The sequence below is a fragment of the Trueperaceae bacterium genome (assembly GCA_023954415.1).
Taxonomy (GTDB): Bacteria; Deinococcota; Deinococci; order Deinococcales; family Trueperaceae; genus JAAYYF01.
Genome location: JAMLIB010000018.1, coordinates 1 through 15,473, shown reverse-complemented (window position 1 = coordinate 15,473; position 15,473 = coordinate 1). Strand labels below are relative to the sequence as shown.

14 protein-coding genes are annotated in these 15,473 nt (G+C 70.1%); 6 read left to right on the top strand and 8 right to left on the bottom strand.

Annotated elements, in window-relative coordinates:
- Nucleotides 1–203 precede the first annotated feature (203 nt).
- Genes M9914_13990 through M9914_13975 form a run of 4 tightly spaced genes read right to left on the bottom strand, consistent with a single transcriptional unit; the run spans nt 204 to nt 4,457 of the window.
- Nucleotides 204–1,106, bottom strand: coding sequence for an ABC transporter permease (locus tag M9914_13990; GenBank protein MCO5175285.1), 903 nt, complete (start codon nt 1,104–1,106; stop codon nt 204–206).
- Nucleotides 1,099–2,019: an ABC transporter permease gene (locus tag M9914_13985; protein MCO5175284.1), complete on the bottom strand. Its 921-nt coding sequence runs from the start codon at nt 2,017–2,019 to the stop codon at nt 1,099–1,101. The genes M9914_13990 and M9914_13985 overlap by 8 nt, the downstream gene beginning before the upstream one ends.
- Nucleotides 2,020–2,052: 33 nt before the next feature.
- Nucleotides 2,053–3,579, bottom strand: coding sequence for an ABC transporter substrate-binding protein (locus M9914_13980; protein MCO5175283.1), 1,527 nt, complete (start codon nt 3,577–3,579; stop codon nt 2,053–2,055).
- 11 nt (nt 3,580–3,590) lie between these two features.
- Nucleotides 3,591–4,457 carry a carbon-nitrogen hydrolase family protein gene (locus M9914_13975; protein ID MCO5175282.1) on the bottom strand — a complete coding sequence of 289 codons (867 nt, stop codon included), beginning with the start codon at nt 4,455–4,457 and terminating at the stop codon, nt 3,591–3,593.
- Nucleotides 4,458–4,748: 291 nt separating this feature from the next.
- On the opposite strand from M9914_13975, the gene M9914_13970 reads away from it, so the two are divergent.
- The gene (locus M9914_13970) at nt 4,749–5,396 is read left to right on the top strand and encodes an RraA family protein (GenBank protein MCO5175281.1); all 648 of its coding nucleotides are present in this window, start codon (nt 4,749–4,751) and stop codon (nt 5,394–5,396) included.
- Between the two features lie 46 nt (nt 5,397–5,442).
- Here the strand turns inward: M9914_13970 and M9914_13965 are convergent, their stop codons facing one another.
- Nucleotides 5,443–5,925 (bottom strand): DUF4143 domain-containing protein, encoded by a 483-nt coding sequence (locus M9914_13965; GenBank protein ID MCO5175280.1) that lies wholly within the window; start codon nt 5,923–5,925, stop codon nt 5,443–5,445.
- Nucleotides 5,926–6,131: 206 nt separating this feature from the next.
- On the opposite strand from M9914_13965, the gene M9914_13960 reads away from it, so the two are divergent.
- The 4 genes from M9914_13960 (at nt 6,132) to M9914_13945 (ending at nt 10,763) form a co-directional block, all read left to right on the top strand.
- Nucleotides 6,132–7,055 carry an aminoglycoside phosphotransferase family protein gene (locus M9914_13960; GenBank protein ID MCO5175279.1) on the top strand — a complete coding sequence of 308 codons (924 nt, stop codon included), beginning with the start codon at nt 6,132–6,134 and terminating at the stop codon, nt 7,053–7,055.
- 406 nt (nt 7,056–7,461) lie between these two features.
- Complete coding sequence (locus tag M9914_13955) at nt 7,462–8,910, top strand: glycine betaine/L-proline ABC transporter ATP-binding protein (GenBank protein ID MCO5175278.1); 1,449 nt, start codon at nt 7,462–7,464, stop codon at nt 8,908–8,910.
- Nucleotides 8,900–9,760 (top strand): proline/glycine betaine ABC transporter permease, encoded by an 861-nt coding sequence (locus M9914_13950; GenBank protein MCO5175277.1) that lies wholly within the window; start codon nt 8,900–8,902, stop codon nt 9,758–9,760. Before M9914_13955 ends, M9914_13950 begins: the two co-directional genes overlap by 11 nt.
- Before the next feature lie 169 nt (nt 9,761–9,929).
- Nucleotides 9,930–10,763, top strand: a complete 834-nt coding sequence (locus tag M9914_13945) for a glycine betaine ABC transporter substrate-binding protein (protein ID MCO5175276.1) — start codon at nt 9,930–9,932, stop codon at nt 10,761–10,763.
- A gap of 138 nt (nt 10,764–10,901) precedes the next feature.
- Here the strand turns inward: M9914_13945 and M9914_13940 are convergent, their stop codons facing one another.
- A complete protein-coding gene (locus M9914_13940; GenBank protein MCO5175275.1) occupies nt 10,902–11,831 on the bottom strand; it encodes a Dyp-type peroxidase in 930 nt (309 codons plus the stop codon).
- 35 nt (nt 11,832–11,866) lie between these two features.
- On the bottom strand, nt 11,867–13,180 hold the full coding sequence (locus tag M9914_13935; protein ID MCO5175274.1) for an aminotransferase class III-fold pyridoxal phosphate-dependent enzyme: 1,314 nt from the start codon (nt 13,178–13,180) through the stop codon (nt 11,867–11,869).
- A gap of 299 nt (nt 13,181–13,479) precedes the next feature.
- On the opposite strand from M9914_13935, the gene M9914_13930 reads away from it, so the two are divergent.
- Nucleotides 13,480–14,511: a flippase-like domain-containing protein gene (locus M9914_13930; GenBank protein ID MCO5175273.1), complete on the top strand. Its 1,032-nt coding sequence runs from the start codon at nt 13,480–13,482 to the stop codon at nt 14,509–14,511.
- A gap of 38 nt (nt 14,512–14,549) precedes the next feature.
- Here the strand turns inward: M9914_13930 and M9914_13925 are convergent.
- Nucleotides 14,550–15,473, bottom strand: a 924-nt coding sequence (locus M9914_13925; protein MCO5175272.1) for a glycosyltransferase family 4 protein, incomplete at its 5' end; no start/stop codon positions are given.

Here is a 15,473-nt window from a genome sequence, read left to right as displayed (position 1 = left end):
GGCGCGCCCTCCCCGTCGCCGTAGAAGAGGTGCAGCGTGTTGTGGTCGTTGTGGTTCACCGTGCGTTTCACCAGGCGCAGGCCGAGGAGCCCGACGTAGAAGTCGACGTTCGCCTGGACGTTGGCCGTGATGCCCGTGACGTGATGGATGCCTGCCATGGCGCGAGCTTACCCAGCGTGGTGCCGGCGCACCGGTACGGTGCCTCAGCGCCCCACGGACGGGTCGAGCACGTCGCGGAGCCCGTCGCCGAGCAGGTTGAAGCCGAGGACGGCGAGCGTGATGGCGACGCCGGGCGCGAACGCCATGAGCGGCTGCACGGCCAGCCACAGTTGCGCGTCCGAGAGCATGCCGCCCCACTCGGGCGCCGGCGCCTGCACGCCGAGGCCTAGGAACGAGAGCCCTGAGGCGACGAGGAGGGTCGAGCCGCTACGCAGCGTGGCGTAGACGAGGATGGGCGCGATCACCTGCGGCAGGACGTGCTTGAGCATCACCCGCGGGCGGTTCACGCCGAGGGCGTTGGCCGCCTCGATGAACGCCCGCCCCTTGACCTCCAGCGTGGAGCCGCGCGCGAGCCGCGCGAACACTGGGATGCCGAACACGGCCGACGCGAGGATGACGGGCCCGACCCCCGGACCGGTGATGGTCACGAGGCCGATCGCGATGAGGATGCCGGGGAAGGCCAGCAGGACGTCGACGACGCGCATGGAGACGTTGTCGAACCAGCCGCCGAGGAAGCCGGCGAGCAGCCCCCAGGCGCCGCCGAGCAGCGCGCCGATCACCGTGGCCGCCAAGCCGATCGTGATGGAGTAGCGGGCCCCGGCCAGGATGCGGCTGAAGGTGTCGCGCCCGAAAGCGTCCGTTCCCAGCCAGTGCGCGGCGCTGGCGCCCTTGGCGAGGTGGGTGTAATCGGGAACGGCTGGGCCGTAGGGCGCGATCCACGGTCCGACCACCGCCAGCACCGCGAAGGCGACCGTGAGGACGAGCCCCAGCGACCCGCTCCTGTGGCGCAGCAGCTTGCCGAGCGCGCTGCGGGAGCAGTCGCCGGTCGCGCGTGCCTGAGCGGGCGCCATGGCGTCGCTCGCCGGGGTCGCTGGCGCGTCACTCATAGCTGATCCGCGGGTCGATGAGCCCGTAGAGCACGTCAACGACGAGGTTGATGACGATGAACTGCAGCGCGAACACGAGCATGAGGCCCTGGACGGCCGGGTAGTCGCGCGCCTCCACCGACTGGATGAGCAGCCAGCCGAGGCCGTGGAAGTTGAACACGGTCTCGACGATCACCGTGCCGGAGAGGAGGAACCCGAACTGGAGCCCGACGATGGTGACGACTGGGATGAGGGCGTTGCGCAGGGCGTGCTTGTTGATGACGCGCCGCGGGTCCAGCCCCTTCGCGCGGGCGGTGCGGACGTAGTCGTTGCCGATCGTCTCGAGCAGGCTGGAGCGCGCGAAACGCGCGATGGTGCCGAGGCTCGCGACGGCCAGGGTGGCGGCGGGCAGGACGATACCCTTGAGGCTGACGCTGCCCGCCACGGGCAGCACCCTGAGCTTCACGGCGAAGACGTAGATGAGGAGGATCCCGAGGAAGAACGACGGCGTGCTTATCCCCAGCACGGAGGCGGACGTGATCCCGAGGTCGAGCGCCGAGTTCCGACGCCGCGCGGCGGCCACGCCGAGCATGATGCCCAGCAGCGTGGCCACCACGATGGCGATGCTCGCGAGCACTAGCGTCGCGCGGAAGTGCCTCGTCAGCAGGTCCTTCACGGGCATGTTCGCGCGGAACGACCTGCCCAGGTCGCCCCTGGCCAGGCCGCCCACGAAGTACACGAACTGCTCCGGGAGCGACCGGTCGAGGCCGAAGCGTTGCCGGATGGCCTCGACGGTCGCCCTGTCCGCGTCGGTGCCCGCGTACAGCCGCGCAGGGTCGCCGGGCAGCGCCCGCACGAAGAAGAAGATGAGCACCACCACGCCGACGAGCGTCGGCACGGCCTGGAGCAGCCGCCTGAGGGTGTAGAGCAGCATCGCGGCTACCCCGGCCTAGGGGCGGCTACCCCGTCAACGCAGCTCGGCGCGCCTGGCGTCGACGGTGTTGTCCGGCGCGTACGCCACGCCGCTCAACGACGCCGACCGGCCCGCGACGGAGTCAGGGCTGTACAGGAACACCCACGGGGCGTCCTGCCAGATGATGGAGAGCGCCTCGGCGTAGCTGGCGGCGCGCGCGGCCTGGTCGCCCGTCGCGCGGCCGGCGGCCACCAGCTCCTCGACCCTGTCGTTCTCGTAGAAGCTCCAGTTGTTCGAGGCCGGCGGGAACGACGCGCGCACGAACGAGGTGGTGATGGCGAGGTCGGCGTCGCCCGTGGTCGCGCTGGCGCCCACCAGGGCCGCCTCGGTCGGGTTCTCCTCGACGGGTTTGAAGATCTGGTCGACGAGCGCGCCGCGCTCCTGCTGGTCGAGCGTCATGCGGACGCCCACCTGCGCGAACATCTGCTGGAGGACCTGCCCGACGGTGCGGTACTCGTCGCCCGTGAAGGTGAGGACCTTGACGTCGAAGCCGTTCGGGTAGCCGGCCTCGGCGAGGAGCGACCGCGCCTTCTCCGGGTCGTACGTGTACGGGGGCTGTGCGGCGGCGCCGAACGTCGTCTCGGGGATGGGCGAGGTCATGACGGTGGCGAGGCCGGCGACGGCCACGTTCACGAGCTGGTCCTTGTCGATCGCGTAGTTGAGGGCCTGGCGCACGCGCACGTCGTCGAACGGCGCCTTGGTCGTGTTGAGCTGCAGGATGCGCAGGAAGTTCGTCTTGGTGCTGACGACGTCGAGGTTCGGGTCGGCGTCGATGACGGGCACGAGCTGCGGCGGCAGGGCCTCGATGAACTGCACCTCGCCCGACTGCAGCATGGCGACGCGCGTGGCGGCGTTGTTCACCACCACGAACTCGACGCGGTCGACCTTGGCCTGCTCGCCCCAGTAGTCGGGGTTGCGCTCGACCACGACGCTCTGCCCCTCGTCCCAGGAGACGAACTTGAAGGGGCCGGTGCCGACTGGGTGCCGGCCGAGGTCGTCGCCGTACTCCGCGAGCGAGGCGGGGCTGGCGATGCGCGCGTTGCTGACGGCCAGGAGGTAGATGAAAGCGCCGTTCGGGGCCTTCAGGTCGATGCGCAACTCGTGGTCGCCGAGGACGACGATCTCTGAGATGGCCGAGAGCTGGCTGCGGCCGCGCGCGCCGCTGCTGTTCGGGTCGAGGACCCAGTCGTAGTAGGCCTTGACGGCGGCCGCGTCGAGCGGCGTGCCGTCGTGGAACTTCACGCCCTCGCGCAGCTGGAACGTGTAGCTGGTGGCGTCCTCGTTCGCCGTCCAGTTGGAGGCCAGCTCGTCGACGAGCTCGCCGTCGAGGAAGCCGACGAGACCTTCGAACATCATGCGGATGACGGCCGCGTCCGGCAGGCCGGTGGCCTCCGCCGGTTGCAGCGTGTTGGGCGCCAGCGACGTCGCCAGGCGCGCGGTGCCGGCGCCGAGGGCCGAGGCGCCAAGGGCCAGCGCCGCGGTGACGAGCACGGTCAGGAGCTTGCGGGGGTTGAGCGCCATTCCGGTCCTCCTCAGAACTGCTTCACGGCGTACGCCGTGGGTCGAAGGTGCTGCAGGCTCGGCAAGGACGCGCGTACCGCGTCCACCCGACTCAGGTCGAGTGTGGCGAGTGTAATACCTTCCGCGTCCGGCGCACACGCCACCACGGTGCCCCAAGGGTCGACGATCATGGAGCGGCCGTAGGCGTTGAAGTCCGTGCCGCCGTTGCCGATCGTGGCGGGGGCGATCACGAACGCGCCGTTCTCGATGGCGCGGGCGCGCAGGAGGACCTCCCAGTGGTCGCGGCCCGTGCGCTCGGCGAAGTTCGACGGCACGGTGAGGAGTCGCGCGCCGGCCAGCGCCAGCGCCCGGTAGAGCTCCGGGAAGCGCAGGTCGTAGCAGACCGTCATGCCGACCGCCCCGAAGGCCGTCTGAGCCACCACGGCCCTGTCGCCGGGCTGGTTGCGGGCGGACTCGCGCGCGACGAGCTTCTCGCCGATCGTGACGTCGAAGAGGTGGATCTTCCGGTACTTGCCGAGCAGCGCCCCGTCGGGCCCGAACAGGAGGCTCGTGTTGTGCGTGCGCTGGTCTTCCTCGCCTGCACCAGGCAGCTCGTTGTAGCTGCCGGCCAGCAGGTGGATGCCGAGCTTGGCCGCCAGCCTGGACAGCGACTCGGAGAGCGGGCCGGGGATGGGCTCGGCCGCGGCGCGCCGCCCGTCGTTGGGACCACGGTAGTGGAACGTCTCGGGGAGCGTCACGAGTTTGGCGCCTGCCCGAGCGGCGCGCTCGACGAACTCGAAGGCGCGGGCCACGGTGGCCGCCTTGTCTGGACCAGGGTCGGTCTGGACCAGGGCGACGGTCAACTTCCGCGGCCCAGCGTGCGGCTCCGTGTCGATCATGTGAACGCTCCTGTCTCGCGGTCCGAAGCCGCGGCCCGAAGGGCGCACCGATGCCGGTCAGGTCGTGACCATCGGCGCTCGCGGCTCCTACGTCAATAGTCGAGGGGAGGATAGCAGTTGACTGCTCGGCGCCACGTACTGCGCCGGCGGCCGCGTGCGGCCTCGCGAGGTCCTACCGTGGGTGGGGTCGTGAAGCGCACGCTGGGTCCAGGTGCGGCCAGGGCGGTACCGTATGGGCCACGGTCCGCCGCCGAACCCTCACGCGGGGCGGCGTAGTTGAAGGAGATCGACGTGTCAGACGCTGCCAAGCAAGACTGGCTAGACCGCTACCTCGGTGTCTCGACGGGCACCGTCGGCCACCTCACGACCTCGGGGTTCCTAGACTGGGAGATCGCGCCGCTCTTCCGGCCGCTGCGCTTCGTCGGTCGGGCCCTACCCGTCTCGTGCCTGCCGACCGACAACGCGCCCCTCGGCGAGGCCGTGGCCACGGCCACGGCCGGGACGGTGCTCGTCGTGGCGCGGCATGGCGACAGGCGCCACGCGCCGTTCGGCGGCCTCATGGCCCGCATGGCCGTCGCCAAGGGCGTCGTCGGTGTCGTCATCGACGGCGCTGCCACCGACCTGCGCGAGATCGTCGAGCTGGGGCTGCCCGTCTTCGCGCGCAACCTCTCCGCGCTCACGACCAGACGCCAGGGTCTGCCGGGCACGGTAGGCGAGCCCGTGATGTGCGGCGGCGTGCTCGTGCGCCAGGGCGACGTGGTGCTTGGCGACGACGACGGGGTCGTCGTAGTGCCGGCGGAGGACGCGGAGCCGCTCCTGCGGCGCGCCTACCGGTTCGAGGAGTGGGAGCACGTCATGCGCGCCGGCCTCATCGCCGGCCTCTCGCCGGCCGAGGCGCGGGCGCGGGCGGACGCCGAGGTGGACAGGAGCGTGTTCTAGGGCGGCTCCTTCCGTAGAGCTTGCGTCAGCATCAAGGGGAAGGAGCCTAGGCCCTCCCGGTTCCCCAGAGCGCGGTCATCGGCAGCGCCCAGAGCTTCTCGCCGAACGGGACGGCGTTCTCGCCGAGGTAGACGACGACGCCACGCGCGAACCGCTGGCCCGACTCCGTCTGGAGCGCTTTCAACCCCGCGAAGTCCTTGGCCGTGACGCTCGCCGCCGCCTTGACCTCCACCCCGGCGACGCTGCCGTCGGGGCGCTCGAGCACGGCGTCGACCTCGACGTTCGCGTAGTCCCTGAAGTGGTGAAGGCGGGCGCGGACCTCGCTCCAGCCCAGTTGCTTGCTCAGCTCCAGGACGACGAAGGTCTCCAGGAACCGGCCAAGGAGCTTGCGGTCGGGCCTCAGGCGCGCCTCATCTACGTTGATGAGATGGGCAGCCGGTCCGGTGTCGTTCAACAACGTCCCGGGAGAGCGCGTGACCTTCTTCGTGTAGCCGGTCGCCCAGGCTGGTTGGTAGTGAAGGAGGTACACGGCCTGGAGGAGGCCCAGGTAGCGCCTCGGGGTCGTTTGCGAGAGACCGGACTCGCGGGCAAGGGACGCGGCGTTGGCGAGTGTAAACGTGCGGCCGGCGAGCCTAGCATGGTGGAATTTCCACCACTACGTGGTGGATATTCTGACCGCCCGACCCTCGCAGCACTCGCCACCGGGCCGACGACGCTAAACTCACTGGTCGAAGCATGCCCCTGACCCCACTCGCCCGAGCCTGGCTGACCGTCGCCACCCGCATACCGGACGCGCGTTTGCGACTCGCGCCCCTGGCCGGCGGCACCTCGACGACGATGTTGGCGGTGGCCGAAGGCTCGGCGCCCCCGAGGTTCGCCCTGCGCCTGCTCGACAACGCGGAGTGGCTAGCCGAGGAGCCCGACCTGCTCGAGCACGAGGTCGCGGCCCTGACCAGGGCGGGCACGACGGGCCTGCCGGTCCCGGAGGTCGTCGCGGCCGATCCGGGCGGCGGCGCCTTCGGCCCGGCCGCGCTCCTCACGACGTTCCTGCCGGGCAGGGTCGAGTTGTGCCCGGACGAGCCGGAGCGCTGGACGTGGCTGCTCGCCTCCACCCTCGCGCGGGTCCACTCGGTGAGTGCCCCAGGGTTCCCCTGGCGCTACCGGAGCTGGGTGAAGGCCGGGAACGTGCGCGTGCCTGGCTGGACGGTCAGACCGAGGCTGTGGGAGGCGGCGGCGGAAGCCTACTCCACGCACGGCCCGCGCCTGACCACCGCGGGCGAGACGACGTTCGTCCACCGCGACTACCACCCGCTGAACCTGCTGTTCACGGGCACGGGAGCCGCGCTGGCGGTCTCCGCCGTGGTGGACTGGGTGAACGCCTGCTCCGGCCCGGCCGCGGCCGACGTGTCGCACTGCCGCATGAACCTCGCCCTCTTGGAGGGTACGGAGGCGGCCGACGCCTTCCTGCGCGCCTACGCGGCCGAGGTCGGCGGCGCCGACTACGACCCGCTCTGGGATCTCGACGCCGTGTTCGATATGGCTGCTCCAATTCCCGCGTACTACGCGCCGTGGGGCGCGTTCGGGGCGCCGGACCCCGGTGAGGCGGTCGTGCGCGAACGCGTGGAGGCGCTGTTGGACCGGGCGCTCGAGCGCCTCTAGCGGACCCGCGGACCCGCGGACCCGCGGTCGCGAGCGGGCGCGTCGAGGCGTTGGCGGAACTGCCGCTATCGGTGCTGCCGCTGGTGGAACCGGCGTCGGTGGAAACGGTGTCGGCCGAGCTGGCGTCGGTGCGGCCGTAGGGCGTCGCGAATCGCCCCCGGCGCCGCGTTTGCCCCTCGCGCCCTCGTCTGTTACCCTCCGGAGCGAACCGTCGGTGCGAGGCTCCCGGTAGTGGATGTGCCGGTCCGCGCCGGCGTAGTCCGCCCGTAAGCTCGCGGCTACGGGGAGCCTTTCTTGGGCGGGCGTGCCCGCGCTGGGCATGCCCGGGGTTCACGCCCTCCCGGCACGCGGGTCACGCCAATGCGAAGTCGTCCGTTCACTTCGGCCGCCGATAACGAGGTACCCCATGCCAACCGACCCCGTCAAACGGGACGCTCACCCGAGCCAGCCGCCAGGTGCTCCTGTCGGCCGTACCGTCGCCGCAGCGCAGACCGCCTCCGCCCCACCCAAGATCGCGTGCCGCTCCCTGACCAAGGTCTTCGGCGCCAGGCCCGAGCGGGTCGTCGAGTTCCTGGCCGCCGGGGGCACGAAGGAGGAGGCGCAGGCGCGCTTCGGGAACGCCGTCGGCGTGTACGACGTCGACCTGAGCGTGAGGGCCGGCGAGACCTTCGTCCTGATGGGCCTGTCCGGGAGCGGCAAGTCGACGCTCCTGCGCCTGCTCAACCTGCTGCACGAGCCGACGGCAGGGCGGGTGCTCGTCGACGGGGTGGACCTGACCGACCTGGCGCGCGGTGAGCTCCTGAAGATGCGCCGCGCGAAGTTCAGCGGGATGGTCTTCCAACAGTTCGCGATCCTGCCGCACCGCAGCGTCCTCGACAACGTGCGCTTCGGCTTGGAGGTGCAGAGGCTGCCGCTGGCCGAACAGCGCCGCCGAGCGCTCGAGGCGATCGAGCTGGTCGGCCTGGCGGGCTGGGAAGGGAGCCTGCCCGCCCAGCTCTCGGGCGGCATGCAGCAGCGCGTCGGCCTCGCGCGTTCGCTCGCCATGGACGCGGACATCCTCCTCATGGACGAGGCGTTCAGCGCGCTCGACCCCCTGATCCGCCGCGAGATGCAAGACGAGCTCGTCGAGCTCCAGGCGCGCGTGAACAAGACCATCGTGTTCGTGACGCACGACCTGGACGAGGCCCTCAAGCTCGGCGACCGCATCGCGATCATGCGCTCCGGGCGCGTGGTGCAGATGGGCGGGGCGGAGGAGATCATCACAGCGCCGGCCGACGACTACGTTGAGGCGTTCGTGGCCGGCGTCGACCGCACGGGCGTCCTGACGGCGCGGAGCATCATGCAGCCCGTCAAGGCCACCGCCCACGTTGGCGATGGGCCGCACACGGCGCTCACCAAGATGCGGCGCTTCGGCCTCTCCGGGCTGCTCGTCATCGACCGCGAGCGCCGCGTGCAGGGCTACGCCTCGAGCGAGGCCGTGATCGCGCAGCTCGGCCGGGCGGGCTCGGCCCCTTCGGCGGAAGCGCCCGAGGGGGCCGTCCCGGACCGGCTGCCGATGGCTCCGGCCCTCACGGTCGGCCTCGACACCAGTCTCGCGGAGCTCATCGCCGCCGCGGCCGGCAGCAGCGAACCTATCGCCGTCGTCGACGAGGGGAGGAGACTGCGCGGGGTGGTCGTGAAGGGCGCCATCCTCGCCGCGTTGGCCTCGGAGCCGCCGGTGGGCACGGCGACCACAGCGCCCGTGGGCGTTCCCGGCTCGAACACCGTCGATGCAGGTTCCACCGGCGGGGCGAGCTCCCAAGTGCGAGGCCCGGCGGGTCGCGGGGCAGGGAAGGGGGCCGCCGGTGCTGCTTGACTACCGCATCCCGATCGCCTCTTGGGTCGAGAAGCTCGTTCGGGGCATCCAGAGTGCCTGGGCGGCCGGCTTCGACGGCTTCGCCGACATCGTCCGCTTCGTGATCAACGGGTTGCTCGGCGGGCTGCAGGCGGTGCCGCCGCTGGTCCTGCTGGCGGTCCTCGCGGCCCTGGTCACCTGGAAGGCCGGTTGGAAGCTGGGTCTGTTCACGGCCGTCGGGCTCTTCCTCATCCACAACATCCAGCTCTGGACGCCGTTCCTCCAGACGCTCTCCCTCGTCGTCACCGCTCAGGTGCTGATCGTGGTGGTCGGGGTGCCGCTCGGCATCCTCGCCGCCAGCTCCGACGCGGCCGAGCGCATCATGCGGCCCATCCTCGACTTCATGCAGACCATGCCGGCGTTCGTCTACCTGATCCCGGCCGTGATGTTCTTCGGCATCGGCCTGGTGCCGGGGGTCGTGGCCACCTTCATCTTCTCGTTGCCGCCGCTCGTGCGGTTGGTGAACCTCGGCATAAGGCAGGTGCCCCTCGACCTCGTCGAAGCCGCCGACGCGTTCGGCGCCACCCGCCTCCAGAAGCTCGTCAAGGTGCAAGTGCCGCAGGCGTTGCCGACGATGATGGCCGGTCTCAACCAGTCCATCATGCTCAACCTCTCCATGGTCGTCATCGCCGGCATGATCGGCGCGCGCGGCCTCGGCGCGGAGGTGCTGAGGGGCATCCAGCGCATCCAGGTCGGGCAGGGGTTCGAGGCCGGGCTCGCCGTGGTGATCCTCGCCATCGTCCTCGACCGGCTCACGGCCGCCTTCGCCATGCGCCGCCGCGACGGCTCGCGGGCGCGGGAGGACGGCTGATGCGGAGCGAGGCCCGGCGCGCCGCCCTGCGTTTGCACTCTCCCGGATCATGTGCTAGGGTCGGGACGGCACCTGTGGTGCCTTGTACGTGTGGCGCATCATATATGCGCTGGTGCGGGATGTTACCGCGCTGCAACTTTACGCCTCTCCTAAAAACAGGAGGAAAACCATGCAGAAGTTCGCACTAGCGGCTATTGTCGCGCTGGTCATCGGGTTGGGCGTCGCGAACGCTCAGACGATCAGGTTCGGGTACGTGTTGTGGGACGACTGCGTCGCGACCACCAACGTCGCGGCCGCCCTCATCCACGACCGCCTCGGTTACGACGTCGACATGACGTCCGTCGACGCGGGACCGATGTTCGCCGGCTTGGCGCGCGGCGACTTCGACGCCACGCTCTGTGCGTGGCTGCCCGCCACCCACGCGGCCTACCTCGAAGAGTACGGCGACAGCTTCGAGGTCCTGAACGCCAACCTGGAAGGCGCCGACATCGGCTGGGCCGTGCCCGCCTACGTGGAGCTGGACAGCATCGAGGACCTCCCGGGGAACGCGGACATGTTCAACGGTGAGGTCATCGGCATCGATCCCGGCGCCGGCTTGATGAGCGCCTCCGATGAGGCCATGCGGGCCTACGGCCTCACCGACTACACCCTGCTCGACGGCTCCGACGCCGCCATGACGGCCGCGCTTGACAGGGCCATCACCAGGAACGAGCCCATCATCGTCACGAGCTGGCGTCCGCACTGGATGTGGGCCGCGTACGACCTCAAGTACCTGGCCGACCCCAAGGGCGTGTTCGGCGAGGCCGAGCAGGTCGAGACCGCCGTCAACAACGACTTCGCCGCCAACGGCCCCGCAGAGGTCATCGACTTCCTGCGCGCCTTCCGGTGGACGGGAGCCGATGTCGGCGACGTCATGCTGAAGGTCCGCGGCGGCATGGAGCCGGCCGAGGCGGCCGCGGAGTGGATCGCTGAGAACCAGGAGCTGGTCGACAGCTGGTTCTGAGTGAGGCGCGTGCCTGCGGCTCGACCCGAAGGTGGCCACGGGCCCCGTAGCTAGCCTCGAGCCGCAGCAGCTATCCGGAAAGCCCGGACGAAGCCACCAGACAAGCCCCCGAGCTCTCTCGAGCCTCGGGGGCTTCCCCTAGGACACGCCGTCCAGGAACGTAGCGGTCGGAAGGAAGAACAGGCTGCCCGTCATCGGGCGGCTGAAGTCGAGCAGGCGGTCGTAGTTGCCGGGCGGGTTGCCGATGTACATGTTGTCGAGCATGCGCTCGATCCGGCTGGGCGAGCAGGCGTAGCCGATGAAGTACGTGCCGAACTCGCCCTTGCCTACCTCGCCGAACGGCATGTTGTCGCGCACGATCTCGAGCTGCTCGTCGCCGTCGAAGATGCTCGTGAGGGCGTTGTGGGCGGACGTCGGCTTCACAGAGTCGTCCAGCTCGATGTCGGAGAGCTTCTTGCGGCCGATGATGGCCTCTTGTCGCTCGACCGGCAGCGCGTTCCACTTGGTGAGGTCGTGCAGGTACTTCTGGACGATCACGTAGCTGCCGCCGGCGAACGCCGGGTCCTCGACGCCGACCATGGTGGCCTTGTCCGCGGCGCGCCCGACCGGGTTCTCCGTCCCGTCGACGAAGCCCAGGAGGTCGCGCTCGTCGAAGTACCGGAAGCCGTGGGTCTCGTCCACCACCGTGACGGCCTCCCCTAGCCTGGTGCTGATCTGCATGCCGAGCTCGAAGCAGACGTCCATGCGCTCTCCGCGGATGTGGATCAGGAGGTCGCCGGGCGTGGAGACGGCGCGGTGCACGCCGTCGATCTCGCGGAAGGGGTGCAGCTCCTTGGGGCGCGGCTGCCCGAAGAGCCTGTCCCACGCGGTGGAGCCGATGCCGAGCATGCACGTGAGGCCCGCGTCGAGGTTGCGGAAGCCCACCGCGCGCACGAGGCCCGCGAGGTCAGGACAGAGCGAACGGACGGCCTTGGCCGCCCGTTCGTCGTCTGCGATCGTCGCCACCAGGAACAGCGCGTAGCGCGTGAGCCTGGAGGTGACGGGCTGGCTGAGGCTCTCCTCCTGCACGCTCGGAGGAGGCGAACTCTGCCGATCGCGGGTGCTCAGGCGAGCACCTTGAGCGCCCGGTCGAGCCCGTCGAGGCCGACCTGCAGGTCGTCGCGCTTGATGGTGAGGGGCGGCGTGACCAACAGGACGTTGTAGCGCCCGAACGCGTAGACGCCCTCGCTACGCAGGGCGCCCGTGAGCTTGCCGATGGGGGCGTTGTCGCCGCCGTACCAGGGCACGAGGGGCTCCTTCGTGTCGCGGTCCTTGACCAACTCGATGGTGTAGAAGGCGCCGACGCCGCGCACGTCACCGATGACGCGGTGCTTGTCCTTGAGGGCGTTCAGGCCGTCCTTCAACCAGGGGTCGATCTCGCGCGCGCGCTCGAAGAGCCCCTCCTTCTTGAGGGTGCTCACCGTGGCGAGGCCGGCGGCCATCGCCATGGGGTGGCCGGCGTAGGTGTGGCCGCACATGAGGGCCACGTCGTCGAAGTGCTTGGCGAGGCCCTCGCGGACCATCACGCCGCCCAAGGGGATGTACGCGGAGGACGAGCCTTTGGCGAACGTGATCATGTCGGGCGTGACGCCGAAGCGCGTGGCGGCGAAGCGGTCGCCGACGCGGCCGAAGCCCGTCATGACCTCGTCGAAGACGAGCACGATGCCGTGCTTGGCCGTGATCTCGCGCAGGCCGGCCAGGTAGCCTTCAGGGTAGACGATCACGCCGTTCGAGCCGACCACGGGCTCGATGACGAGCGCGGCGATGTTCTTGCCGCCCTCGAACGTGATGACCTGCTCGAGGTGCTCGAGGGCGCGCGCCGTCTCGAGCTTCGGGTCCTCCGTGAAGAACGGGCTGCGGTACGGGTAGGGCGCGAAGAAGTGCACGATGCCGGGCAGCCCGGGCTCGTTCGCCCAGCGCCTGTCCTCGCCCGTGAGGCTGCCGGCGCCTGGGGCGGAGCCGTGGAACGAGCGGTAGGCGGCCAGGACCTTGTGGCGGCCCGTGATCATGCGGGACATCTTGATGGCGTCCTCGTTGGCCTCGCCGCCGCCCGTCGTGAAGAACGTGCGGGCGCCCTCGCTCCACGGGCTGACCTCGGAGAGGAGCTCGGCGAACTCGGAACGCACGTCGTGGACGAGGGAGGGCGGCAGGTAGCAGATCTTGGCCGCCTGCTCCTGGATGGCCTTGACGACGGCCGGGTGGCCGTGGCCGAGGTTGGTCGAGACGAGGCCGGCCGAGAGGTCGAGGTAGCGCTTGCCCTGGTCGTCGAAGAGCCAGGAGCCCTCGCCGCGGACGAAGGTGGGGCCGCCGACGGCAGACTGCTTGTACCAGGGGGTGAGCACATGCTTGTGGGAACGGGTGGTGGCTGTTGGGGACATCGCCTGAGACCTCCTAAGAACCGCTCCTCGGCGTTTCTAGGGCGCGTAAGGAGCCTCCCGGGCGCTGCGGCCGGGAGTCGCCGGATACCGGTGTTGGCCAGAAGAGTACCGCATCTCGCCACAGGGCTGTGGTGAAAGCGGCGCTTCCTGGCCGCTCGTGGCGAGGTCGCGGAGCCTGGGGCACAGGGTCGGTACGGCACCTGCCGACCGGGCGCGCGGCCTGACCGGGTATGCTGGAGCGCTCCGAGTCGGACGGTTGAAACGGATCGATCTCATCGTCCACGTCTAGGCCCGCCATGATGAAGCGACCGGTACTCCACGCCCTGCTGATCTCACTCGCCCTGTCCGGCCTGGGCTTCGCCTTCGCCTTGTGGAGCGTCGGAGGGCCGAAGGCTCTCTTGAAGGCCGGCGAGCTGGCTCCGAGGTACCTCCTGTACGCGGCGGCGGCACTGGTGGCCTCGTTCGTGATCTCGGCGCTGCGCCTCGCCTTCATCTGCCGGTCGCTCGGCTATCGGCTCCGCCTCAGGCACGCTTTGCGCGCTCACGTCCTAGGCCTGTTCTCGGCCGCCGTGACGCCCGGCGGCAGCGGGAACGTCGCGGGCATCGCCCTCACCCTCGACCTGCAGGGTGCTGGCAGCGGTCGCGCGTGGGCGGCGGCCCTCGCCACCATGTCGTCGGACACCACGTTCCACGCGTGGGCGATGCCGCTCTCCCTGATAGCCCTCTACTCGATGGGCGCATACCCGCGCACTCCGCTCTGGACGGTCATCGGCGTCGTCACGATCCTCCTCACCGTGGCCTTCGCGTACCTGCTGCTCTTCAAGGTGAGTTGGATCGGCCCGATCGCCAACCGGGTGCTCCGCGGTCCGTTCCTGCGCTTCAGACGCCGCGGCCTGCGCCTGGCCGCCAGTGTCATCGCCAGCAGCCAGACCTTCGCCTCCGCCCCCTTATGGCAGCACGTGGTCATCCAACTCCTCACGGCGGCGGCGTGGGCGTGCTACTTCACCGTCCTGCATTTCCTGCTCGTGGGCTTGAACGTGCACCTCGGCTTCGGGCTCGTCCTCGTCGGGCAGACCGTCGTGTCCGTCATGAGCACGTTCGTACCGACCCCGGGCGCCAGCGGCTTCCTCGAGGTCGTGCTGAGCTGGTTCCTCATAAGCAAGGGGAGCGGCGAGGCAGGGCCGGCCACCGTGTTCGTCTGGCGGCTGTTGACGTTCTACAGCCTGTTCATCCTCGGCCCGCTCTTGGGTGGCTACATGGTCGTCAGGCTGGCCGCTGCGGGCAACAAGCCCAAGGCGGTCGGGGAAGGTGCGGAGGCCGATCCCGCTTAGCCTTGGCTTCGCGCCTCGACCGGTTCCGCTCGCTAAAGCTAGCGCAGCACGTTCGCGTAGAGCTCGCCCAGCGCGCGCCAATGCCGATCCGACGTGTACTGTTCCAGCACTCGTTGCCGCGCGGCCTGGCCGTACCCGACCACCTCGTTGCGGTTGCCCGCCAGCCAGTCCCACGCGGCGCGTAGGTCGCGGCGTATGTTCAGCGGGTCGAGGACGCGCCCTACGCCGGCCAGGACGTCGCCGTGCTCGCCGACGTCCGTGGCCACCGGCATGCAGCCGCTCGCCATGCCTTCTAGGAGGCTGAGGCTCAGGCCCTCGATGGGGCTCGGCAGCACGACGACGTCCGAGCCCCGCCAGAGGCTCTTCCGGACCGCCTCGTCGGCTACGAAGCCCAGCCACTCGATGCGGCGGTCGGCCGCGAACCTGGCTTGGAGACCGGAGAGGAGGGGGCCCGCCCCCGCCAGCGTCAGGATGAGGTCGTCGTGGGGGCTCGCTGCGAAGGTCTCGACGAGCGGGGCGATGTTCTTGTCCGCCGTCATGCGCCCCATGTAGGTTATGCGCAGCTTGCCTCCGAGACGGAACTCGCTCGGGCCTGGCGCGTAGGCCGCCGTGTCGACTCCGTTCGGGATGACGGCGACGCGCTCGGCCGGCACGCCCCGCGCCTCGAAGTGCCGCCGCAGGCGACTGCCGAAGACGATCAGGCGCGTGTAGCGCGCCAGCGCCGGGACGTACGCGTTGCTCACGAACTGACCGAAGAGCCCGAACCGGGTGGGTCGGTAGTCCCAGCCGTGGTGGAAGGTCGCGACGGCGGGCACGCCCAGCTCCCGTGCCAGGCGCGGGACCATGAAGTCGAGCGGACTAGTCGTCAGCTGGGCGTGGATGAGGTCCGGTCCGAGCTCCCGCAGCAGGCGCTCGAGGCGCCGATACGAACCGGGGCCTGGCACGGTGTAGCCGGGCGACCG

Coding starts and splice junctions, on each gene's coding strand:
- M9914_13990 (MCO5175285.1), bottom strand. CDS start 1,106: ATGAGTGACGCGCCAGCGACCCCGGCGAGCGACGCCATGGCGCCCGCT.
- M9914_13985 (MCO5175284.1), bottom strand. CDS start 2,019: ATGCTGCTCTACACCCTCAGGCGGCTGCTCCAGGCCGTGCCGACGCTC.
- M9914_13980 (MCO5175283.1), bottom strand. CDS start 3,579: ATGGCGCTCAACCCCCGCAAGCTCCTGACCGTGCTCGTCACCGCGGCG.
- M9914_13975 (MCO5175282.1), bottom strand. CDS start 4,457: ATGATCGACACGGAGCCGCACGCTGGGCCGCGGAAGTTGACCGTCGCC.
- M9914_13960 (MCO5175279.1), top strand. CDS start 6,132: ATGCCCCTGACCCCACTCGCCCGAGCCTGGCTGACCGTCGCCACCCGC.
- M9914_13955 (MCO5175278.1), top strand. CDS start 7,462: ATGCCAACCGACCCCGTCAAACGGGACGCTCACCCGAGCCAGCCGCCA.
- M9914_13945 (MCO5175276.1), top strand. CDS start 9,930: ATGCAGAAGTTCGCACTAGCGGCTATTGTCGCGCTGGTCATCGGGTTG.
- M9914_13935 (MCO5175274.1), bottom strand. CDS start 13,180: ATGTCCCCAACAGCCACCACCCGTTCCCACAAGCATGTGCTCACCCCC.
- M9914_13930 (MCO5175273.1), top strand. CDS start 13,480: ATGAAGCGACCGGTACTCCACGCCCTGCTGATCTCACTCGCCCTGTCC.